The organism is Streptomyces pinistramenti (genome assembly GCF_020564935.1).
Taxonomy (GTDB): domain Bacteria; phylum Actinomycetota; class Actinomycetes; order Streptomycetales; family Streptomycetaceae; genus Streptomyces; species Streptomyces pinistramenti.
This window is the reverse complement of the sequence record NZ_JAJCXB010000069.1, coordinates 1-20,088: the sequence shown is the minus strand read 5'-3', so window position 1 is coordinate 20,088 and position 20,088 is coordinate 1. Positions and strand designations below refer to the sequence as shown.

The window sequence follows — 20,088 nt, the reverse complement described above, 5'->3', positions numbered from 1 at the left end:
CGGGGGGCCGGGCCTTCGCTGTTCATCCGTTGCCGTTCTCCTCGCCCTTTCGGTGCCTCCCGGTGCCTCCCGGGTGGTGCGTCACAGTGCCTGCGGGAACGTGCTGAAGAGCCGCTGCGGATCGTAGGTCTGCTTGACCTTGTCCAGGCGGGCGGCGGCCGGTCCGAAGTACGCGGATTTCCAGTCGGTGAGGGCCGAGTCGGCGTAGTTCTGGTAGGCGGCGCCCGAGGAGTGGCGCCGCATCGCGCTGTGGAAGGAGTCGAGCCAGGCGGTTCGGCTCGCGGACGAGCCGCCGGCCGGCCAGGACGCCAGGTACTGGGCGAGGAACCGCGAACCGCGGTGCACGAACGCGGTGTCGGCGGCCCCGACGCGGTTGATCGCGCCGCCCAGCGCGGTCAGCGCGACGTTGCCGTTGACGCCCTTGCGGCCCGCGCTCTCGATCTGGCCCAGCACGGTCTGGATGCCGGCCGCGGACAGCGAACGGTCGTAGAAGTGCGAGCGGGCCGCGTACGTCTCGCGGCCCAGCTGTCCCGCGCCGGTGTGGCCCGGCAGCGCGCCCGGCATGTGGCACTGCGCGGTGGACTTGGACGAGCAGCCGGCGTACGCCTCCATCGCGTCCAGGTAGGCGATCGGGGTGAGGTGCACGGTGCTGGCGGGTCCGGGGCCGCCCGGCTGGTCGGCGAGCTTGTCGACGGCGTTCTGCAGGTCGCGGTAGCTGCCGAGGGAGAACGCGGCGACGGAGACGACGGGGGTGCCGCCGGGCCGCGCGTCGAGGTGGCAGGCGGACCATATCTCGTCGGCCTGCACCGGGCCCCACTTCTGCCAGGAGCCCAGCACCTTGGCCGCCTTGGCCCACGGCCAGGCCATGTACGCCATGACCGAGCGCGGCGCGGGGTGGGTGCGGAAGCGGAGTTCGGTGACCACGCCGAAGTTGCCGTTGCCGGCGCCGCGCAGGGCCCAGAAGAGGTCCGGATTGCGGGACTTGTCGCAGTCGACGGTCTTGCCGTCGGCCGTGACGAGGGTGGCGCCGACGAGGCTGTCGCAGGTCAGGCCGTAGGCGCGGGAGGCCACGCCGTGGCCGCCGCCGAGGGTCAGGCCGGAGATGGCGACGGTGGGGCAGGAGCCGCCGGGGAGCGTGACGCCGTGCGCGCCCAGGCCCTGGTAGACGTCGATGAGCTTGGCGCCGGCGCCTATTCGGACGGTGCCTGCGGACGGCGCGGAGACCTTGGAGAGGGCGGAGACGTCGATGATGAGCTTGCCGTTGCCGCTGGAGTAGCCCGCGTAGGAGTGGCCGCCGCTGCGGATGGCGACCGGGGCGTCGTAGCGGCGGGCGAAGGCGAGGCAGGCGGCGATGTCCGACGGGTGCTGGACGTAGGCGACGGCGGACGGCTTCAGTCCGTCGTAGCGGGTGTTGTAGAGGCGGCGTGCGGTGGCGTACGCGGCGTCGGACGCGCGGATCAGGGTGCCGTCCAGGTCCTTGGAGAGTGCGCTCCAACTCGTCTTGGTGGCAGGGGACTTGGCGGCCCGGTCGGCGCCGGATGCGGCACTGGAGTTCATCGCGCCGGCTCCTCCGGCGGCCGTGCCGGACCCGGCGGGGGAAGCGCCCGCCGCGCCCTTGGTGCTGTCGCAGCCGGTGGCCAGGGCGACCGAAGTCACCGCGAGGCCGCCGCCGGTTTGCAGGAGTGTGCGCCGCTTCACTGGGATGTGTCCCCTCGTTGTTGTGCCGGCCGGCCACCGGCCCGGCCGGTGGTCGCGGGGCATTTCGCCGGGCGGCCGCTGCGCGCCTTCCCCGGCCAGGGCTCTGGGGGAGGCGCTCTCGGGGGCCCCGGGGTCAGATCTCCGGGGGCGTGCGAGTCCGTCGGCGCGCCGGTCTGCTGGCTTGTTGTCTCTTAACCCAGATGCGACAGGGCCGTTGGGGGTTCCCGGCCCGGACGGACTCGTTCCGGAAAGCTGCTCAGGCGGGGTGCGGTCCTGCGGCGGCCAGATGGCGTTCGGCATCCGTACGGGCCTGGGAACGGGCCCTGCGGGCCGCGCCGTGCCAGCCGCACGTGCAGCTCGCCAGGATGAAGGAGCCGCGTTCGGTGGTGGAGGTGTGGTGCGGAGCCGGTGGGGTGCCGGGGACGGGCCGGGGCGCGGTGCCCGGGGCGGTGGCGGGACCTGACGGTGGATGCGGGGCGCGGTCGGTCACCCTGCCACGGTAGATGAGCGGGTCAGGCGTCAGCCACGCGCCCGGGGTGACGCCCGCGTGACGGCCCCTCGGAACGGTCGTTGAACGGAGCGGTCGGAACCACGCGCGACCGTCCGGAGCGGGCCGTCCGGAGCGGACCGCCGGTGAGCGGACGGATCGGAACGGGACGGTCCGGCTCCGGCACCCGGGCCCGATCGCCCATGACACAGCGGCCGAAGGGGCTCGTACGCGATGGTGGTGCAGGGCAGGCGGGGCAGGGGCGCGGCTGCCGTGGCCGTGGCCGTGGCGTGCGGAGCGGTTCTGGCGGCGGGCGCGCTGGCGACGGGCTGTTCATCGGACGGGACGGCCGTGGACGGACTGCCGTCGGCCGGATCGGCCGTCGAGGACGTACGGCGCACCGCCGACGCGCTGCTGCGGGCCGGCGGCGCGCGGATCAGGTCGACGATGGAGACGGTGAGCGGCGGCACCCGGGTCGCGATCCGCGGCACCGGAGGCTACGACTTCCGGGCGGCCAGGGGGCAGTTGGAGCTGGTGCTGCCCGATCCCGCGGGGGAGCGCGGCGGGTCGCGGCCGCCGGTCACGGAGATCCTCGCGCCCGGCGTGCTGTACATGAAGAACCGCGGGGCGGGGGTGCCCGCCGACAAGTGGGTGCGGGTCGACGCCGCGTCGCTGGCGGACGGGAACCTGGTCACCGGGGGCGCCACCGATCCGCTGACCGCCGCCGAACTGCTGCGCGGCGCGGGGCAGGTGAGGTATCGCGGCGCCCAGCGGCTGGACGGGGTCGCGGTGCGGCACTACAGCGGGACGACGGACATCGGGGCGGCGGCGGGGGCCGCGTCGGCGCGTACGAAGCCCGCGTTGACCGCGGCGGAGAAGGGCTTCACCACGCGCCGGGTGCCGTTCGACGCGTATCTGGACGAGGCCGGCCGGCTGCGCAAGGTGCGCCAGAGCTATCACTTCGCCAACGGTTCACCGAAGGGGGCATCGGTGACATCCACCACTCAACTCGACGATTTCGGGAGGGATACCGCGGTGGAGCTGCCCGCGCGGGACGACATCTACGCGGGGAAGATCGCGGCGACCGGTCCTTAGCAGCCGAGAGGGCCCGCGGCGGCGCTTTCGATCGTCGGTTTTCGGCCTTCTGTGGTGAACTCCCGGGCGGGGGACGGGGCCTGGGAGGCGAGTGGGCCCGGTGGCGGAAATGGTCCTTCCGTGCCATGTGCGGCGTGTGCGCCCCTCCCTACGCTGGGCGGCGGCAGATGCAGCGGGGCACTCGAAGGAGGAGGTGGTGTCCGTGGCCGTGGTCCGCAATGCGGGGGTCCAGGACCACGTCGCCCTCGTCGAGATCGACCTGGCCGGGGAGTTGATGATCGCCGCGGCGGCCGCGAGCGAGGAGCGGCTGAGCCGGGACCTCATCGACGAAGTGCTGGACGTGGGCGGCTGCGGGCGGCGGGCCCGGCAGGGTGCGCGGCCGTCGGGGCAGAGCTGACGGCTGGGGGCGCAGGCGGGGCGTGCGGGCGGCGGCCGGTGCGGCGCGCGGGCCGTCAGGGTGCGGGATTCCGGGGCCGGGTGCCAGGTCGCGCGGCCGGCGTCAGGTCCGCAGCATCCGCTCGATGGCCTTCGTCGCCTCCTGGACCTTGGCGTCGATCGCCGCGGGGCCCTTCACCGCGGCGTCGGCGACGCAGTGCCGCAGGTGTTCCTCCAGGAGCTGGAGCCCGAAGGACTGCAGGCCCTTCGTGCTCGCCGAGACCTGGGTGAGTATGTCGATGCAGTAGACGTCCTCTTCGAGCATGCGCTGGAGGCCGCGGATCTGGCCCTCGATGCGGCGCAACCGCTTGAGGTGGGCGTCCTTTTGCTGGGCGTAGCCGTGAATGCCCCGGTCATGATCGGTCACGGCATTCGGGTCGCCCTGGGGGGCGGTTTTCGGCTCGGGGGTGGGGTCGGCTGCGGCGGCTGCGGTGGTGCCGTTGGTGTCGGCGTCCGTGGTCGTCATGGCCGTCTCCCGTGGTATCTCAGCGATCCATATACCCCTGGTGGGTATATGGTACCGAATTTTGCGGGCACCCGAGGTACCCCGTGCAGAGCATGCTGCCCGATGGGCGACACTGAAGGAATGCTGGTTAGCAGTGGCTGGATGATGCGCCTAGCATCAACTCGACCGAATCCGATGCACCCCGAGGATTTCACGTGCGCTTTCGTCTGACCCCCAGGGAGACGAGCTTCTACGACATGTTCGCCGCCTCTGCGGACAACATCGTCACGGGCTCCAAGCTCCTGATGGAACTGCTCGGGGCGGACGCCTCCGCGCGGGCAGAGATCGCCGAGAGGATGCGGGCGGCGGAGCACGCAGGTGACGACGCGACCCACGCGATCTTCCACCAACTGAACTCCTCCTTCATCACGCCGTTCGACCGCGAGGACATCTACAACCTCGCCTCGTCGCTCGACGACATCATGGACTTCATGGAAGAGGCCGTCGATCTGGTCGTCCTCTACAAGGTCGAGGAGCTGCCCAAGGGCGTCGACCAGCAGATCGAGGTGCTGGCGCGGGCGGCCGAGCTGACCGCGGAGGCGATGCCGAATCTGCGGACGATGTCGAACCTCACCGAATACTGGATCGAGGTCAACCGCCTGGAGAACCAGGCCGACCAGATCCACCGCAAGCTGCTCGCCCACCTCTTCAACGGCAAGTACGACGCCATCGAGGTGCTCAAGCTCAAGCAGATCGTGGACATCCTGGAAGAGGCGGCCGACGCCTTCGAGCATGTGGCCAACACCGTCGAGACCATCGCGGTAAAGGAGTCCTGAGCCCCGGCCATGGACACCTTCACACTCGTCGTGACCATCGCAGTCGCGCTCGGTTTCACCTACACCAACGGCTTTCACGACTCCGCGAACGCCATCGCGACCTCGGTCTCGACCCGCGCGCTGACGCCGCGGGCGGCGCTGGCGATGGCCGCCGTGATGAATCTCGCAGGTGCCTTCCTGGGCAGCGGGGTCGCCAAGACGGTCAGCGAAGGGCTGATCTCCACACCCGAGGGCAACAAGGGGATGGGCATCCTCTTCGCCGCGCTGGTCGGCGCGGTGGTCTGGAACCTCGTCACCTGGTACTTCGGGCTGCCGTCCTCGTCCTCGCACGCGCTGTTCGGCGGCATGGTCGGCGCGGCGCTCGCGGGGGGCACCGAAGTGATCTGGTCCGGGGTGATCGAGAAGGTCGTCCTGCCGATGTTCATCTCCCCGGTCATCGGCCTGGTGCTCGGCTATCTGGTGATGGTCGTCATCCTGTGGATGTTCCGTAAGGCCAACCCGCACAAGGCGAAGCGCGGTTTCCGCATAGCGCAGACGGTCTCGGCGGCGGGCATGGCGCTCGGGCACGGTCTCCAGGATGCCCAGAAGACGATGGGCATCGTGGTGATGGCGCTGGTCATCGCCGATGTCCAGGACGCGAACGACGCGATCCCGATCTGGGTCAAGCTGGCCTGTGCGCTCACCCTGTCGCTCGGTACGTACGCGGGCGGCTGGCGCATCATGCGCACGCTGGGGCGGCGGATCATCGAGCTGGACCCGCCGCAGGGCTTCGCCGCGGAGACCACGGCCGCATCGGTCATGTACACCGCGTCGTTCATGTTCCACGCGCCGATCTCCACCACGCACGTCATCACCTCCGCGATCATGGGCGTGGGCTCGACCAAGGGCTCGCGCGCGGTGCGCTGGGGTGTCGCCAAGAACATCGTGATGGGCTGGTTCATCACCATGCCGGCCGCGGCGGTGGTCGCGGCGCTCGCGTACTGGGTCGTCCAGCTGGCGTTCGGCTAGCGGCCGTACGCGCTCGGCCGAGGAGAGGGCCCGCCCCACCGGGAAGGTGGGGCGGGCCCTTCGTCCTGCGGTGGCACCGCCATGCAGCACCGCAGGACGTGCGGGGGCCGGCCGGGCCCGGCGGGTGGCTCAGCCGAAGCGGCCGGAGATGTAGTCCTCGGTGGCCTGGACCGACGGGTTGGAGAAGATCCGCTCGGTGTCGTCGATCTCGACCAGCTTGCCGGGCTGTCCGACGGCGGCGAGGTTGAAGAACGCGGTGCGGTCCGAGACGCGGGCCGCCTGCTGCATGTTGTGCGTCACGATGACGATCGTGAAGCGCTCCTTCAGCTCGCCGATCAGGTCCTCGACGGCGAGCGTGGAGATCGGGTCGAGCGCCGAGCAGGGCTCGTCCATCAGCAGGACCTGCGGTTCGACGGCGATGGCGCGGGCGATGCACAGCCGCTGCTGCTGGCCGCCGGACAGGCCGGAGCCGGGCTTGCCCAGGCGGTCCTTGACCTCGTTCCAGAGGTTGGCGCCCTTGAGGGACTTCTCGACGATGTCCTTGAGGTCGCTCTTCTTGTAGGTGCCGTTGAGCCGTAGCCCGGCCGCGACGTTGTCGAAGATCGACATCGTGGGGAACGGGTTCGGGCGCTGGAAGACCATGCCGACGGTGCGGCGGACCGCCACCGGGTCGACACCGGAGCCGTAGAGGTTCTCGTCGTCCAGCAGCACCTTGCCCTCGACGCGGCCGCCGGGGGTGACCTCGTGCATGCGGTTCAGGGTGCGCAGGAATGTCGACTTGCCGCAGCCGGACGGGCCGATGAAGGCGGTCACCGAGCGCGGCTCGACGCTCATGGAGATGTCGTCGATGGCTTTGTGGCTGCCGTAGTAGGCGGTGAGGCCGCTGACGTCGATTCGCTTGGCCATGGAGATCACTGCTTCTTTCGTTGCGCTGCGGTCAGCGGCCGGTTGAGGGGGCCTTCCAGCGGGCGATGCCGCGGGCCACCAGGTTGAGGACCATCACGAAGGCGATGAGGACCAGCGCCGCCGCCCATGCGCGGTCGTACGAGGCTTCGGAGCCCTGCTGCCACTGCTGGAAGACGTAGAGCGGCAGGGACTGCTGGGCGTCCTCGAAGGGGTTGCTGTTGATCGTCTTCGCGCCCCAGACCAGCAGCATCACGGGTGCGGTCTCGCCGGCGATGCGGGCGATGGCCAGCATCACGCCGGTGGTGATCCCGCCGATCGACGTCGGCAGGACGACCTTGAGGATGGTGCGCCACTTCGGGACGCCGAGGGCCAGTGACGCCTCGCGCAGCTCGTTGGGCACCAGCTTGAGCATCTCTTCGGTGGAGCGGACCACGACCGGCATCATCAGGATCGCCAGCGCCATCGAGCCGGCGAAGCCGGACGGGCCGAAGCCGAGGATCAGGATCCAGACGGAGAGGACGAACAGGCCGGCCACGATCGAGGGGATGCCGGTCATCACGTCGACGAAGAAGGTGACGACCTTGGCGAGCCTGCCGCGGCCGTACTCGACGAGGTAGATCGCGGTGAACAGGCCGAGCGGCGCCGCGATCAGGGTCGCCAGGCCGACCTGCTCCAGGGTGCCGATGATCGCGTGGTAGATGCCGCCGCCGGGCATCGCGTCCGGGAGGGTGCCCATCGAGTGGGACAGGAAGTAGCCGTCCAGGACCTTGCTGCCGCGCGCGACGGTCTCCCACAGCAGGGAGGCCAGCGGGATGACGGCCAGCAGGAACGCGATCCAGACCAGGCTGGTGGCCAGCCGGTCCTTGGCCTGCCTGCGGCCTTCGACGGCCGCGGCCAGCGCGTAGGTGCCGACGATGAAGAGCAGGGCGGCGATCAGGCCCCACTGGATCCGGCTGTCCAGGCCGGCCGCCAGGCCGATGCCGCAGCCGGCCGCGGCCGAGACCAGTGCGATGACCGGCGGGCTCCAGCGGGGGAGGCGGGCCTGCTTGAGGGAGACCGGCAGGGGGTCGCCGGGCTGCCCGGTGAGCGGCCGCCGGTCCGTCATGACGTCGGTCATCACGAGTACTCCTTGCGCCGGGCGATGATCAGGCGGGCCGCGCCGTTGACCAGCAGCGTGATCACGAAGAGGACGAGGCCGGAGGCGATCAGCGCGTCCTGGCCGAAGGTGTCGGCCTCACTGAACTTGGCGGCGATGTTCTGCGCGAAGGTGCCGCCGCCCGGGTCGAGCAGGCTGGTGCTGATCAGGAAGCTGGGCGAGAGGACCGTGGCGACGGCCATCGTCTCGCCGAGCGCGCGGCCCAGGCCGAGCATCGAGGCGCTGATGACGCCGGAGCGGCCGAAGGGGAGCACCGACATGCGGATGACTTCCCAGCGGGTGGCGCCGAGCGCCAGCGCGGCCTCCTCGTGCATCTTCGGCGCCTGGAGGAAGACCTCGCGGCTGACGCTGGTCACGATCGGCAGGATCATGATCGCGAGCAGGATGCCGACGGTGAACAGCGAGCGCGCGGCGCCGTCGCTGTAGCTGAAGATGCCGGTCCAGCCGAGGTAGTCGTCCAGCCAGCTGTAGAGGCCGGTCAGGTGCGGGACGAGGAAGAGCGCGCCCCACAGGCCGTAGATGATGCTGGGCACCGCGGCGAGCAGGTCGATGACGTAGCCGAGCGGGGAGGCCAGCCTGCGCGGGGCGTAGTGCGAGATGAACAGCGCGATGCCGACCGCGACCGGGACCGCGATGACCATGGCGAGCAGGGCGCTGACGACCGTGCCGAACGCCAGGACCGCGATGCCGAACCTGGGCTCGGTGCCGGTGGCGTTCCAGTCGAGCGTGGTGAAGAAGTTGGCGTGGTCGCCGGATATCGCGAGGACGGAGCGGTAGGTCAGGAACGCCGCTATCGCCGCCATGACCACCAGGAGGGTGATGCCGGAGCCGCGGGAGAGGCCGAGGAAGATCCGGTCACCGGGGCGTACGGCCTTGCCGGATACCGGGGAGGGCCCGGCGGCCGGCGGGGGTGGCAGGGGCGGGGCGTCGGGTGTCGAAGGCGCTTGAGGGTTCATGGTTTCTCCGGTCTGCGGAGCCCTCGGGGGGCTCCCTGTGCGGCGGTGCACCGGAAGGGCGGCGGCGCGGGGGCCGCCGCCCGGTTCGTCAGGCGAGCGTCGCGACGGTCTTGCGGACCTTGTCGGCGATCTCGGTGGGCAGCGGGGCGTAGCCCAGGTCCTTGAGCGCGGCCTGGCCGTCCTTGCTCGCGATGTAGGTGAGGAAGGACTTGGTGGCCGGCAGGGTGGCGGCCTTGTTGCCCTTGTCGCAGGCGATCTCGTACGTCACCAGGGTGATCGGGTAGGCGCCCTCGGCCTTGGTGGCGTAGTTGAGCTGGAGGGCGAGGTCGTCGCCCTTGCCGACCTGCTTGGCCTCGGCGATGGCCTTGGAGGCGTTGTCGACGGTGGCGTCGACCGGGGCCTTGGCGCCGGTGTTGATCTTGACCATGGGGATCTTGCCGGCCGTCGCGTACGACAGCTCGAAGTACGAGATCGCGCCGCTGGTCTGCTTGACCTGCGAGGAGACGCCGGCCGAGCCGGAGGCCGCCTGGCCGCCCTTGCCGTCCCAGGTCTTCGCGGGCTCGTGCTTCCAGGCGTCCGGGGCTGCGCCCTTGAGGTACTTGGTGAAGTTGTCGGTGGTGCCCGAGTCGTCGGAGCGGTGGAACGCCTGGATCTTGAGGTCGGGCAGCGAGGCGCCCGGGTTCAGCTTCTTGATCGCCGGGTCGTTCCAGTTGGTGATCTCCGAGTCGAAGATCTTGGCGAGGGTGGGGGCGTCCAGGACGAGGTTGTCCACGCCGGGGACGTTGTAGCCGACCGCGATCGGGCCGCCGACCATCGGGAGGTTGATCGCCTGGCCGCCCTTGCAGATCTTCTGGGACTTGGCGACCTCTTCGGGCTTGAGCGCCGAGTCGGATCCGGCGAAGGCCGTCTGGCCCTGCAGGAAGGTCGTGATGCCGGCGCCGGAGCCGGTCGGCTGGTAGTTGATCTCCGTGCCCTTGCAGGCGCCGGCGTAGTTCTGCACCCAGACGTCCATGGCGTTCTTCTGCGCCGACGAGCCGGAGGCACGCAGCTTGCCGGTGCCCTCGCACTTGATGCTGGCGGGGGCGGCGGAGGTGCCGGTGCCACCGGATGCGCTGGTGTCGTCGGAGCCGCACGCCGTCAGGGCCAGGGCACCGGAGACGGCGAGAGCGCCAACGGCGAGGGCGCGAACCCGGTTCTTGCGCTGAAGCTTCACTGTCGAGAGTTCCTTCCTGGGGCGCGCCGCTTCGTCGGCGTGCGGGGTGGGTCAGGAGTGTGCTGAGCCAAGTTGGCCGGGTGGCGTCTTCCGTGACGGGCGAGACGCGCACTCGGTAAGGCCGAAATTAAGCAGATCAAGTGAAGCGGCCGATGGAGGAGAGTGAACGCAGGGTGAACCTCGGCCGTCAGCTGAGGGTGTCCGGTAAGGGCGTGCATCGGCGGGGCCCGAAGGGGAATCGCTCCGTCGCTCTGTTGGATTACCGATCGGTATGGCAGCATCCGCGCCGGAGACAATGGCGCGAATCCGCGCGGACCGACCGGAGGTAACGGGTGGGGATCCAGGGGGCAGACAAGGCCGTACGGGGCGGACGGGACATGTGGGGCGCAGCGGGCAGGGCCGCGGCCGGTGCGGCGGTGGTGCTGTGCGCCACGGGACTGCTCGGCGGCCTGGCACCCGCGGCGTACGCGAGCGCGGGCGCCGGGGCCGACGGCCCCGGCGGCGGCCGCACGGCGAGCCGGCCCGGCGGAGCCGCGGACGGCGGGCAGGCCGCGGCGGCCGACCGGCGCCTCGAAGAGGTCCACCGGAAGATCGAGGACCTCTACCGCAAGGCCGAACAGGCCACCGACGCCTACAACGGCGCCAAGGAGCAGGTCGAGGTCCAGCAGAAAGAGATCGTCAAGCTGGCGCGGACCATCGACGGCACCCAGCGAAAGCTGGCCGCGCTCAAGCGGCAGGCCGGTGCGCTGGCCAGTGCGCAGTACCGCGGCGGCGGCATTCCGGCCGAGGCCCGGCTGATGCTGGACGGCGACCCCGAGGGATTTCTCGACAACGCGACGCTGGCCCGTAAGGGACAGCACGCGGCCAAAAGCGTCATCGGCCAACTCACGCGCCTGAAGGCCGACTTGCAGGATTACGCCGATGCGGCGACGGACCGCTGGGAGCGGCTCGACGCGAACCGCGAGAAGAAGGAAAAGGCGCAGCGGGACATCGAGAAGAAGATCGGTGAGGCGAAGAAGCTGGAATCCCGGCTCGCCGCAAAGGAAAAGGCCCGGCTGAAAAAGCTGGAGGACGCGCAGGCCCTTGCCGAACAGCAGAAATGGCTCGACTCCGGCGCGCTGGCGGAGATCAGCAACAAGGCGTCAGCGGCCGGAAAGAAAGCCCTCGCCTTCGCAACCGCGCAGATCGGCAAGGATTACGTGTGGGGCGCCGTGGGCCCCGACACCTTCGACTGCTCGGGCCTGACGCTGCGCGCCTGGCAGGCCGGCGGCACCACCATCCCACGCACGTCGCAGGAGCAGTGGCGCCAACTGCCCAGGGTCGAGGTCAAGGACATGCGGCCCGGGGACCTGATCATCTATTTCTCCGATGCCAGCCACGTCGGGATGTATCTGGGGGACGGTGCCATCGTGCACGCGCCGCGGCCGGGCCGGCAGGTCACCATCGCGGGCGCGGGGTCGATGCCGATCCTGGGAGTCGTGCGGCCCGATAAATGACCGGATCGATGGTTAAGGGCTGATCCGTAACTCCGGTCGGCGCGGGATACCGTACGGCCCTTACCGGAGGGTTGCCGGGCCGTCGCGCCATGCGGTCGGAGGGGTGATGTTCGTCATTCGCTTTCCGCTTGCTCCAGGTCAAATGGCTTATGCGGTGCGGCATATGACGATGGCCGATTGCCGTCGGTCATTCCGTCCCCCTGGGGAGTGGCGCTATGGTCGCACTCTCAGTGCCCGGCGGCGCCCCGCTCCATGACCACGAGCGGCGCACGACCGGGCACGCTGGTGCGCCGGTCGGCGCGCCTGTGCACCCTCGGGGGGAGGGAAGGAAGCAGAGCCATGCCCGTACCCGCATCGCACCAGCGGACGGCCGTGCTGCCGCACCAGGCGGCGCCGGCGGACGACGCCTGCGCCGGCGCCCTGCGCGAGCGGAGTGCACCGGCGGCGGGGAGCGCCATGGACCGGGCGGCGCAGCGCGGGCCGTGGGCCGCGGCGGACACGGCGGGCCGCGACCCGGCGCCCGACGCGGGGCCCAGGGCGGCGGATCCGGCCGAGCCCCAGGCCGCGGACAACGGATCGGGCCCCGCCCTGACCCTGCTCCTCATCGGGGACGACCCCAGCAGCACCGTCCCCGACATGTGGGACTGGGCGGGCCGCAAGCTGCGGCTGCGCACCGCCCGCAACCTCACCGAAGCGGCCCGGCTGCTCACCGACGACGTGCACTGCATCCTGCTCGACCTGGCACCGGCCGAGGGCCCCGACCGGGCCGAGCGCGGTGCGGACGAAGCGGCGGACGGCGCGGGCCGGGACGACGAACTGGGCACCCTGCGCGCCGTCCTGCGGATGGCGCCCGCGCACGCCGTCCTGGTGATGACGCCGGAGACGGACGCCGAGCGGGCCGCCGAAGCGGTGCGGGTCGGCGCCCAGGACTACCTCTTCCGCGACGAGCTGGACGGCGCGGTGCTCAGCCGCGCGGTGCGCTACGCCGTCGAACGCAAGCGCGCCGACCTCGCGCAGCGCCAGCTCACCGAATCGCGGCTGCGCGCCCAGGAGAACGCCCGGCTGGAGCGCGGGCTGCTGCCCACGCCGCTGCTGGAGGGCTCCGACCTGCGCTTCGCGGCCCGCTACCGCCCCGGCCGCAGCCGCGCGCTGCTCGGCGGCGACTTCTACGACACCGTGCGCACCGCCGACGGCACCGTGCACGCCATGATCGGCGACGTCTGCGGCCACGGCCCCGACGAGGCCGCGCTCGGCGTCGAACTCCGCATCGCCTGGCGCGCGTTGACCTTCGCGGGACTGTGCGGCGACGAACTGCTCTCCACCCTCCAGAAGGTCCTGGAGCACGAACGCGCCGACGACGAGATCTTCGCGACGCTGTGCACCGTCGACATCTCGCCGGACGGCCGCCGCGCCGGCCTGTGCCTGGCCGGCCACCCCGCGCCGCTGCTGGCCCGCGCGGGATTGCCGCCACGGCTGCTCCCGTACGAGTCCGGCGGGCCCGCGCTGGGGCTGCTGCCGCACGCCCGCTGGCCGCGCCGGCAGGTCGAGCTGGGCGGCGCCTGGAGCCTGATGATGTACACCGACGGCCTGATCGAGGGCCACGTCGGCGAGGGCAAGCAGCGTCTTGGCCAGGAGGGCATGGCCGAGCTGGTCGGCCGGCAGATGGCGGCCGGGCTCACCGGCGAGGAGCTGCTGGACGCCGCGATGACGGAGGTGCGCGACCTCAACGGCGGCGAGCTGACCGACGATGTCGCGGTACTGCTGCTGGACCGCAGGAAGGGCTGACGGCGGCCCCGCACGCCGTGCGGGGGCACAGGCCGCTCAGCGGCCGCCGTTGTACGGACCGTAAGGGCCGTCCGAGCTGGAGCCGCCGCGGCGCGGGCCCCTGCCGCCGGCGACCTGCTTGAGCGCAGGACGGACGTCGACGGTGTAGACGATCACCGCGATCACGCCGATGATCGGCAGGAACGACATCAGCGGCAGCAGGAACAGCAGCGCGGTGGCGATGACCAGGAAGACCAGCCACATGCCCTTGGTCTGCTTGCTCGCCGCGCGGTACGCGTCCTCGCGGCGGGTGGCCGCGTCGATCAGCATCACGGCGGCGTAGACCCCCAGAGCCAGCTGCACCCAGCTCAGAATGCTCTGGAACCCGTAAATCAGCACGCTCTCCACCACCGTCTCGACTCGCTGCTACGCGGCCCACCGTACCCGGACAACGGGCCGGACACCCGAAGTGTGCCCGGCCCGCACGAGGTCCGCCGTATCGTCACTGCGCGGGCGGCGGGGTCTTCTTCGTGGCCGGCTTGCGCGGCGCGGCCTTCTTCGCCTCGGCGGGCTTCGCGTCGGGCTTCGCCGTCGGCTTCGGCACCGAGCCGGCGCCCGCGGGCCTCGCTGCGGTCCTGCTGTCCGCCTTGGCGCCGGCGGTGCCGTTCGCCGTGCCGTTCGCCTTCGGGACGGTCTTCGGCTCGGTCTTCGGGGCCGGCTCGGGCTCGATCACGACGGCCAGCTCCTCGACCTGGCCCGCGGCCTCGCCGCGCCAGCTCTGCACCGCACCGCGGCCGCGCTCGGCCAGCCCGTCGTACGTCTCGCGCGCCCGCACCGCGTACTCGGCGGCCCGGCCGACGCCCTGGAGTGCCAGGCCCTGCGCCTGCTCGCGGATCTTCTTCAGGTCGGTGTCGAGCGTGCCCAGCAGCTCGGTCAGCTTGTCCTGCGCGTCCTTGGCCTGCTTGGCGACCCGCTCCTGGACCTCCTTGGGGTCCGTGGCGCGCACCGCATCGAAGTGCTTGGGCGCCTCGGTCCTGATCTTCTCGACCAGCACCGGAACCTCGCCGAGCTTCTCGGCCGCCAGGTCGGCGGTGCCGGCGATGGCGTACAGCGGGGTCGGGTCGGTCAGGGTCTTGCGGAGGTCATCGGTGATGGCCATGACGTGGTTCCTCCTGCTGTCGGGACGTCGTGTGCTCAGGTGGCGTGGGGGCCGCCGGCGGTCTCTACCTCGCGGGAGTCCGCGCCGCGCCCGCCGTCGTGCCCGCTCTCGGTGCCGTCCGTGCCGCCGCTCCCGATGCCGTTCTCCTTGCGGAACGACTCGTAGATCTGCAGCAGGACCTGCTTCTGCTTCTCGTTGAGCGCGGGGTCGGTGAGTATCGCGGTCTGCACCCCGACCCCGTCGAGCCCTTGCCGCTCGTCGAGAATCCCGGCCTGCACGTACAGCGTCTCGGCGGAGATCCGCAGCGCCTTGGCCAGCTGCTGCAGAATCTCCGCGCTCGGTTTGCGCAGCCCGCGCTCGATCTGGCTGAGGTACGGGTTGGACACCCCCGCGGCATCCGCGAGCTGCCGCAGGCTCAGCTGCGCCGTGCGCCGCTGTTCCCGCAGGAACTCTCCGAGGTTGCCGACGTTGAGTGAGGCCATGCCGCCATCGTGCAACAGCGTGCTAACTATTGCAAGCAAGCGCTTGCGGGAGTGTAGCGTCCGGGTGGGGGCGGCGCGACCGAGCACGGTGGGCCGCTTCGGTGCTCAGCGGGCGCAGGCCGGCCCGCTTCAGTCGAGGACCGCGGTGGCCTCGATCTCGACCAGGTGGGAGGGGACGTCCAGTGCCGCTACGCCCAGGAGCGTGGCCGGGGCGACCGGGGTGACTCCCAGGTGTGCGGCCACGCGGGAGATTCCGTCCAGGAGGTGCGGCATCTTGTCGGGGGTCCGGTCGACGACGTAGGCGGTCAGTTTCGCCACGTCGTGGAAGGAGCCGCCGGTCTCGGCCAGGGCGGTGCCGATGTTGAGGTAGCACTGCTCGACCTGCGCGGCGAGGTCGCCTTCGCCGACCGTGACCCCCTCGGCGTTCCAGGCGACCTGCCCGGCGATGAAGACCAGTTTCGTCCCGGATGCGATCGACACCTGCCGGTAGACGTCGATCTTCGGCAGTCCGCCGGGGCTCATCAGGGTGACGGCCATGCTGCCTGCCTTCTTGTCATGAGACGCCCGTGGTCGGTCTCTTGTGGTGACTCGGGAACCGTAGGAGAGTGGCGGCCGGCAGGGAAGAACGCACTCTTCGGTGACGGGGGAACCTCATGGTGACCAAGCCGTTCCCGGGCTCGCCCGAGGACGAAGCGGACCTGACGCGCGCGGACTCGCTGGCGCGGGAGATCTTCTCGGACATCGCCAACAAGTGGGCGCTCCTGATCATCGAAGCGCTGGGCGAACGCACCCTGCGCTTCACCGAACTGCGCAACGGCACCGAGGGCATCAGCCACAAGATGCTCACCCAGAACCTGCGCATGCTGGAGCGCAACGGCCTGGTCGAGCGGTGCGTGCACCCCACCGTGCCGCCCCGGGTCGAGTACACGCTCACGGAGCCGGGCCGCGCCCTCCAGGCAACGGTGGACGGCATGTGCGACTGGACCCACCGGCACCTCGGTCACATCGAGACCGCCCGCCGCCGCTTCGACGCCTGACGGCCGGCGCACCGACCTGCGCAGCCGTCGGCCGTATCCCGTACCGGGAGTTACGGAACCGGCCCGGGGCGTACGCGTGCGCCGGCGTCCTGGGCGGCGGCGGCGATGTCCTGGAGTGCGGCGAGGTGCCGGGTCAGGGCGTCGTGCCCGGCGGGGGTGAGGGAGAGCCAGGTGCGGGGGCGCTTGCCGACGTAGCCCTTGCGGATGCCGACGTAGCCTGCGGCCTCCAGCGCCGACGCGGTCTTGCTGAGGACCGAGTCGGACACCTGGCAGCAGTCGCGCACCGCCGCGAACTCCGCTTCGTCGCAGGCCGAGAGGAAGGCCGCGACGGCAAGGCGGGTGGGGTGGTGGATCGTCTCGTCGAGAGCGGGCTCTCTCGGTTCCGGCGTACCGGCGTCGCCGGTCATGCCAGGTCCTCCAACTGCTGCCGGATCGCGGCGTTGCGCCACAGGCTCGCCGCCCAGACGCCGAGGCCGCCGACGGTGAACGCGGCGAGGCGGGTGGTGGGCCCGTCGGCTCCGAGCTGCCAGCACACCAGCCAGGTCAGGCCCATGGCTGCGAAGACGGGGAGGCTCGTGGCGCGATTGCGCTTGACGCGCGCGGCCCAGGACTCCGTCACCATGACCCCGCTGCTCCGCTGCCCGGCGCGGATGAGTATGCGGATCACCACCAGTCCGGCGAGCGACAGCAGGAGCGAGAGCAGTGTCGCGAAGCCCCTGCCGTTGCCCCAGAAGTCGACGGCCCTGGGGACGATCAGCACGGCCGCGGCCGCAGGGCCGAACCAGGCGGGGGTGATCCGGGCCCGGAGGGCGGCCCGGGTGCGGGCGATGTCGACGCCCTGCAGGGTGCTCGCCGCGCCGTGGGCCGACGGGGCGGTGGCGTACGGGCCGCCGTCGGGGGTGTTCTCCTGTGCCGGCATGGAGCGCTCCTGGTGTTCCGTGGGCGTGCGGCCGGTGCTTCCGTGACCGCGTGCGTGGTCGGCTGCGCGATCAGGTTTCGTGACCGGCTTGTGTGCGCCATCCTGGCATATATTTTCCGCACTGGAAAGTTGTTTCCTGGCGGCTGGGTTCCGGTCTGTGATGGGTCCTGCGGCGAGGGGGCGGCGGGGCAGGTGTCGGGCCGTTGTCGGTGGTGGGGCGCGGGTGTCGGTGGGGTGTCGGTGCCGGGCGTGAGGCTGGGGGTGTGGCGGAAGTCGTCCTGTGGGGCGGTCGGTTGGGATGTCCGATGGCGCGTCCCGTGATGCGTCCCGTGGGGTGCGGGCCGACTCCGCCGCTGATCACGTCGAGTGTCAGTACGCCGAGCACAAGGAGACCGTCATGACCGTCGCCGACCACGACAGCCCGTGGGACGTCCGCGGGCTGCCGCCTGCCGAGGGCAAGAAGTTCCTGGTCACCGGGGGCAATGCGGGGATCGGGTACTTCGTTGCCGAGCAGCTCGCCGGCACCGGGGCCACCGTCGTCCTCGGCAGCAGGAACGCGGCGAAGGCCGCGGCCGCCATGGACTCGATCCGCTCCCGCGTGCCCGGCGCGCGGGTGCGCCACCTCCGCCTTGATCTTGCCGATCTGCCGTCCCTCAAGGGTTCCGTGGACGCGCTGGGCCCCGGCGGCCTCGACGCCGTCGTCCACAACGCCGGGGTGCTGATCGAGGGCCCGCGGCGCACGGAGACCCCGGACGGGCACGAGATGATGTTCGGGACCAACCACCTCGGCCACTTCGCGCTGACCCGGTGGCTGATGCCCCTGCTCGCGGCCGCGCCCGGCAGCCGCGTCGTCACCACCGGCAGCTTCGCCGCCAGGTCCGTCCGGCTGGACCTCGACGACCTCCAGAGCACCCGCGACTACCGGCCGAAAGACACCTACGCGCGGTCGAAGCTGGCGCAGATGCTCTTCGGCTTCGCGCTCGACCGGCGCCTGCGGGCGGCCGGCGGCACGACGCTGAGCGTGGTGACCCACCCCGGCGGCGCGCTCGACTCGCTGACCCCCGACCGGCCTTCGGTGCAGGAGCGGACCACCGGCGAGCGGCTGCGCGGCGCGCCCGCCGGTCTGCTGCTCCAGGGCAAGGAAGCCGCCGCGTGGCCCGCCGTGCGGGCGGTGCTCGACCCGTCCGTGCGCGGCGGCCAGATGTGGGGCCCCCGGGTGTTCGGGCTGCGCGGAGCGCCGAGGCCCGAACCCGTACGGGGACACTTCGCCGATGCCGCGGTCGCGGAGCGGCTGTGGGACGCCAGTGCCGAACTGGCCGGGGTGGACGCGGAGTTGGGCATCGGATGAGGGGTGGGTGCCTGGAGTGCAGTGGTGCGGGCCCGTGCGGCGGGTTTTTCCGCGCACTCCTTGCGCTCCGTACATGGGCGACCGGCTTACTTCCGGGGCACCCGGGGGTCTCGGTGCACGGGATTCTGACGTCTTCCTGATGGCCCATGGCGAAACTCCTCGATTTGAATTCTCGATGGCTGCCATTTCTCTTTGCATGAGCCGCACGACCACAGCCACACGTCCGACCCCAGACCTGTGGTGGAGGTGTCTTTCCACAAGTAGGGCCGCCCGCATTGGGGGTTGGGACAAAGCGGAGGCTGAGGCACTTCGGTGACCTTCCGTAGGAAGTACGCGGGGATAGCCTTGTGCCTCTGCGGTTCGCCGGTGCGACGGCACGGAGTGCGCCACCCCTTTGGGTGACCCGTGTCGCCCCTTCCCGTAGCGCACTACCAGGGAAGGAAGGCATGGGTGCCGTCCAGTTCCTTTTGACCTATTCCAGGAAAGCTGCCCGAATTGCGGACAGGTCATAAAGCCCTGCGAGGCTGGTTGGCGGTCGGGGGTCTTCTGGATGCCCGTAGACCTTGTGCAGAAGGCCGTAGTGAAGGGTTTCCTTCACGGCCTCCATGTCTCTCGCTTCGATGCCCTCGTTGAGTGCTCTGCTGATCTGCACCCAGTACCTGCACGATGGCCCGCACAGGCCGGTGCGGGGCGTGGTGAGGGGGCCATTGGGAATATCGTCGGGAGTCTTCGGCATCAGCCAATCCGCCGGGTCGATTCGGTGTGTCCGCCGTTGGTTGGGCAGTTGCGGGCCGTCCGGACTGTCAGGGCCGGCGGTACCGGTCGCCCCTTCCCGCCCCGCCTTGCCGTCCGGCAGGCGGGGCGGGTGCGTTGTCCAACACCGGTACCAGCCGGTCGTAGAGGTTGAGTGCCGCCGCGATCTGCTGGGCTGCCGCGGCCGGGAACGGCTGGTCGATCATCACGTGGGGCGCACCGCCTCGGCGGGCCGCGCCCCATACGGCGACGGTGTGGCCGAAGCCGAGCAGGGAGTCGCGCAGCATCCGGGCCGCCATGACCCCTTCGGCCTCCAGCGCCGACGCCGGGGGCCGGGCCGGGTTCGGCCGGTGGGGAAGGTGGTAGCGGCTTTTCCAGAGCAGTTCCGCGATACGTGACACCACTTGCGGTTCCGCGGTGCCCAGCGGGATTCCCGGGTACAGGGGCGTGATGCCGTCGGGGGCGAGGAGCTGGCGTTCGCCGATGGCGTCGATGCGGAGGTGCGCCACGTCGGCCGCGTCCAACAGCCGCATGACGGCGGACTGCTCGGTGCAGCGGGTCACCGGGTGGCCCCGAAACCAGCCGTCTCCGCCAACGGCGCCCACGAGAACAGCAGTTGGCATCCAAAGCGGCGCAGATGCTTCACCTCCGGATACCGCTGTTCATGCTCGACGGACAAGGCATTGGGCCAGCGGACGATGACCACCTCCACCTCACCCCGCTCCGCCAACTCCCGCACCCGCAGCCACCCACTGCGCCGCTGGGGAACGGGATCACCGAACGGATCGGTGATCACCGTGACAACCTCCAGGCCGCGCGCGGCCGCGAAATCACGGCCCTCCTGCTCCGCCCGCTCCTCGGCCACCCCGACAACGGCACCACGCCGGGCGGCACA

Annotated in this window: 24 protein-coding genes; 8 read left to right on the top strand and 16 right to left on the bottom strand. The window is 71.0% G+C overall.

Annotated features, from left to right (window positions below; translation table 11 throughout):
• Positions 1-81: 81 nt before the first annotated feature.
• The gene (locus LIU39_RS30770) at positions 82-1,698 is read right to left on the bottom strand and encodes an FAD-binding oxidoreductase (protein WP_227050218.1); all 1,617 of its coding nucleotides are present in this window, start codon (positions 1,696-1,698) and stop codon (positions 82-84) included.
• A gap of 256 nt (positions 1,699-1,954) precedes the next feature.
• Positions 1,955-2,188 carry a hypothetical protein gene (locus LIU39_RS30765; RefSeq protein ID WP_227050217.1) on the bottom strand — a complete coding sequence of 78 codons (234 nt, stop codon included), beginning with the start codon at positions 2,186-2,188 and terminating at the stop codon, positions 1,955-1,957.
• Positions 2,189-2,419: 231 nt separating this feature from the next.
• On the opposite strand from LIU39_RS30765, the gene LIU39_RS30760 reads away from it, so the two are divergent.
• On the top strand, positions 2,420-3,280 hold the full coding sequence (locus LIU39_RS30760) for an SCO4651 family lipoprotein (protein WP_227050216.1): 861 nt from the start codon (positions 2,420-2,422) through the stop codon (positions 3,278-3,280).
• Between the two features lie 196 nt (positions 3,281-3,476).
• Complete coding sequence (locus LIU39_RS30755) at positions 3,477-3,677, top strand: hypothetical protein (RefSeq protein ID WP_264483450.1); 201 nt, start codon at positions 3,477-3,479, stop codon at positions 3,675-3,677.
• A gap of 102 nt (positions 3,678-3,779) precedes the next feature.
• Here the strand turns inward: LIU39_RS30755 and LIU39_RS30750 are convergent, their stop codons facing one another.
• Positions 3,780-4,181, bottom strand: coding sequence for a metal-sensitive transcriptional regulator (locus LIU39_RS30750; protein ID WP_264483444.1), 402 nt, complete (start codon positions 4,179-4,181; stop codon positions 3,780-3,782).
• A gap of 194 nt (positions 4,182-4,375) precedes the next feature.
• Between LIU39_RS30750 and LIU39_RS30745 the strand changes: the two genes are divergently transcribed.
• Positions 4,376-4,996, top strand: a complete 621-nt coding sequence (locus LIU39_RS30745; protein WP_006603963.1) for a DUF47 domain-containing protein — start codon at positions 4,376-4,378, stop codon at positions 4,994-4,996.
• A 9-nt stretch (positions 4,997-5,005) separates the two neighbouring features.
• A complete protein-coding gene (locus LIU39_RS30740) occupies positions 5,006-6,004 on the top strand; it encodes an inorganic phosphate transporter (RefSeq protein WP_227050214.1) in 999 nt (332 codons plus the stop codon).
• Positions 6,005-6,133: 129 nt separating this feature from the next.
• Here the strand turns inward: LIU39_RS30740 and pstB are convergent, their stop codons facing one another.
• The 4 genes from pstB to pstS form a co-directional block, all read right to left on the bottom strand.
• Complete coding sequence (gene pstB / locus LIU39_RS30735) at positions 6,134-6,910, bottom strand: phosphate ABC transporter ATP-binding protein PstB (protein ID WP_227050213.1); 777 nt, start codon at positions 6,908-6,910, stop codon at positions 6,134-6,136.
• Positions 6,911-6,941: 31 nt separating this feature from the next.
• Positions 6,942-8,015, bottom strand: coding sequence for a phosphate ABC transporter permease PstA (gene pstA, locus LIU39_RS30730; RefSeq protein ID WP_372464116.1), 1,074 nt, complete (start codon positions 8,013-8,015; stop codon positions 6,942-6,944).
• An 11-nt stretch (positions 8,016-8,026) separates the two neighbouring features.
• Positions 8,027-9,022 carry a phosphate ABC transporter permease subunit PstC gene (gene pstC, locus LIU39_RS30725; RefSeq protein WP_227050211.1) on the bottom strand — a complete coding sequence of 332 codons (996 nt, stop codon included), beginning with the start codon at positions 9,020-9,022 and terminating at the stop codon, positions 8,027-8,029.
• Positions 9,023-9,110: 88 nt separating this feature from the next.
• Positions 9,111-10,235, bottom strand: a complete 1,125-nt coding sequence (gene pstS, locus LIU39_RS30720; RefSeq protein ID WP_227050210.1) for a phosphate ABC transporter substrate-binding protein PstS — start codon at positions 10,233-10,235, stop codon at positions 9,111-9,113.
• Between the two features lie 377 nt (positions 10,236-10,612).
• Between pstS and LIU39_RS30715 the strand changes: the two genes are divergently transcribed.
• Positions 10,613-11,731 carry a C40 family peptidase gene (locus LIU39_RS30715; RefSeq protein ID WP_227050226.1) on the top strand — a complete coding sequence of 373 codons (1,119 nt, stop codon included), beginning with the start codon at positions 10,613-10,615 and terminating at the stop codon, positions 11,729-11,731.
• Positions 11,732-12,070: 339 nt separating this feature from the next.
• The gene (locus tag LIU39_RS30710; RefSeq protein WP_227050209.1) at positions 12,071-13,516 is read left to right on the top strand and encodes a PP2C family protein-serine/threonine phosphatase; all 1,446 of its coding nucleotides are present in this window, start codon (positions 12,071-12,073) and stop codon (positions 13,514-13,516) included.
• Between the two features lie 36 nt (positions 13,517-13,552).
• Here LIU39_RS30710 and LIU39_RS30705 read toward each other — a convergent pair whose 3' ends face one another.
• From LIU39_RS30705 to LIU39_RS30690, 4 genes are all read right to left on the bottom strand, one after another.
• Entirely contained in the window at positions 13,553-13,894 is a 342-nt protein-coding gene (locus tag LIU39_RS30705) for a DUF2516 family protein (RefSeq protein WP_227050208.1), read from the bottom strand.
• A 103-nt stretch (positions 13,895-13,997) separates the two neighbouring features.
• Positions 13,998-14,654: a hypothetical protein gene (locus tag LIU39_RS30700; RefSeq protein WP_227050207.1), complete on the bottom strand. Its 657-nt coding sequence runs from the start codon at positions 14,652-14,654 to the stop codon at positions 13,998-14,000.
• A gap of 35 nt (positions 14,655-14,689) precedes the next feature.
• Complete coding sequence (locus tag LIU39_RS30695; protein ID WP_227050206.1) at positions 14,690-15,136, bottom strand: helix-turn-helix domain-containing protein; 447 nt, start codon at positions 15,134-15,136, stop codon at positions 14,690-14,692.
• 129 nt (positions 15,137-15,265) lie between these two features.
• The gene (locus LIU39_RS30690) at positions 15,266-15,673 is read right to left on the bottom strand and encodes a RidA family protein (RefSeq protein ID WP_227050205.1); all 408 of its coding nucleotides are present in this window, start codon (positions 15,671-15,673) and stop codon (positions 15,266-15,268) included.
• 116 nt (positions 15,674-15,789) lie between these two features.
• Here LIU39_RS30690 and LIU39_RS30685 point away from each other — a divergent pair, with 116 nt between their 5' ends.
• A complete protein-coding gene (locus LIU39_RS30685) occupies positions 15,790-16,173 on the top strand; it encodes a winged helix-turn-helix transcriptional regulator (protein WP_227050204.1) in 384 nt (127 codons plus the stop codon).
• Between the two features lie 50 nt (positions 16,174-16,223).
• On the opposite strand, the gene LIU39_RS30680 is transcribed toward LIU39_RS30685, so the two are convergent.
• Both LIU39_RS30680 and LIU39_RS30675 read right to left on the bottom strand, forming a co-directional pair.
• The gene (locus LIU39_RS30680) at positions 16,224-16,580 is read right to left on the bottom strand and encodes a winged helix-turn-helix domain-containing protein (RefSeq protein ID WP_227050203.1); all 357 of its coding nucleotides are present in this window, start codon (positions 16,578-16,580) and stop codon (positions 16,224-16,226) included.
• On the bottom strand, positions 16,577-17,092 hold the full coding sequence (locus LIU39_RS30675) for a hypothetical protein (RefSeq protein WP_227050202.1): 516 nt from the start codon (positions 17,090-17,092) through the stop codon (positions 16,577-16,579). Before LIU39_RS30675 ends, LIU39_RS30680 begins: the two co-directional genes overlap by 4 nt.
• Positions 17,093-17,489: 397 nt before the next feature.
• Between LIU39_RS30675 and LIU39_RS30670 the strand changes: the two genes are divergently transcribed.
• Positions 17,490-18,440: an SDR family NAD(P)-dependent oxidoreductase gene (locus LIU39_RS30670; RefSeq protein ID WP_227050201.1), complete on the top strand. Its 951-nt coding sequence runs from the start codon at positions 17,490-17,492 to the stop codon at positions 18,438-18,440.
• Between the two features lie 472 nt (positions 18,441-18,912).
• Here LIU39_RS30670 and LIU39_RS30665 read toward each other — a convergent pair whose 3' ends face one another.
• The 3 genes from LIU39_RS30665 to LIU39_RS30655 form a co-directional block, all read right to left on the bottom strand.
• Positions 18,913-19,176: a hypothetical protein gene (locus LIU39_RS30665; RefSeq protein ID WP_227050200.1), complete on the bottom strand. Its 264-nt coding sequence runs from the start codon at positions 19,174-19,176 to the stop codon at positions 18,913-18,915.
• Positions 19,177-19,243: 67 nt separating this feature from the next.
• Positions 19,244-19,756: a hypothetical protein gene (locus tag LIU39_RS30660; RefSeq protein ID WP_227050199.1), complete on the bottom strand. Its 513-nt coding sequence runs from the start codon at positions 19,754-19,756 to the stop codon at positions 19,244-19,246.
• Positions 19,753-20,088 (bottom strand): hypothetical protein (locus LIU39_RS30655; protein WP_227050198.1); only part of this gene is annotated, 336 nt, incomplete at its 5' end. The genes LIU39_RS30655 and LIU39_RS30660, both read right to left, overlap by 4 nt.

Bases quoted from the DNA above. Each gene is read 5' to 3' on its own strand.
- pstC (WP_227050211.1), bottom strand. From the start codon at position 9,022: ATGAACCCTCAAGCGCCTTCGACACCCGACGCCCCGCCCCTGCCACCC.
- LIU39_RS30670 (WP_227050201.1), top strand. From the start codon at position 17,490: ATGACCGTCGCCGACCACGACAGCCCGTGGGACGTCCGCGGGCTGCCG.
- LIU39_RS30710 (WP_227050209.1), top strand. From the start codon at position 12,071: ATGCCCGTACCCGCATCGCACCAGCGGACGGCCGTGCTGCCGCACCAG.
- LIU39_RS30680 (WP_227050203.1), bottom strand. From the start codon at position 16,580: ATGACCGGCGACGCCGGTACGCCGGAACCGAGAGAGCCCGCTCTCGAC.
- pstA (WP_372464116.1), bottom strand. From the start codon at position 8,015: ATGACGGACCGGCGGCCGCTCACCGGGCAGCCCGGCGACCCCCTGCCG.
- LIU39_RS30750 (WP_264483444.1), bottom strand. From the start codon at position 4,181: ATGACGACCACGGACGCCGACACCAACGGCACCACCGCAGCCGCCGCA.
- LIU39_RS30685 (WP_227050204.1), top strand. From the start codon at position 15,790: ATGGTGACCAAGCCGTTCCCGGGCTCGCCCGAGGACGAAGCGGACCTG.
- LIU39_RS30665 (WP_227050200.1), bottom strand. From the start codon at position 19,176: ATGCCGAAGACTCCCGACGATATTCCCAATGGCCCCCTCACCACGCCC.
- LIU39_RS30690 (WP_227050205.1), bottom strand. From the start codon at position 15,673: ATGGCCGTCACCCTGATGAGCCCCGGCGGACTGCCGAAGATCGACGTC.
- LIU39_RS30695 (WP_227050206.1), bottom strand. From the start codon at position 15,136: ATGGCCTCACTCAACGTCGGCAACCTCGGAGAGTTCCTGCGGGAACAG.
- LIU39_RS30760 (WP_227050216.1), top strand. From the start codon at position 2,420: ATGGTGGTGCAGGGCAGGCGGGGCAGGGGCGCGGCTGCCGTGGCCGTG.
- pstB (WP_227050213.1), bottom strand. From the start codon at position 6,910: ATGGCCAAGCGAATCGACGTCAGCGGCCTCACCGCCTACTACGGCAGC.
- LIU39_RS30700 (WP_227050207.1), bottom strand. From the start codon at position 14,654: ATGGCCATCACCGATGACCTCCGCAAGACCCTGACCGACCCGACCCCG.
- LIU39_RS30715 (WP_227050226.1), top strand. From the start codon at position 10,613: ATGTGGGGCGCAGCGGGCAGGGCCGCGGCCGGTGCGGCGGTGGTGCTG.
- LIU39_RS30740 (WP_227050214.1), top strand. From the start codon at position 5,006: ATGGACACCTTCACACTCGTCGTGACCATCGCAGTCGCGCTCGGTTTC.
- LIU39_RS30675 (WP_227050202.1), bottom strand. From the start codon at position 17,092: ATGCCGGCACAGGAGAACACCCCCGACGGCGGCCCGTACGCCACCGCC.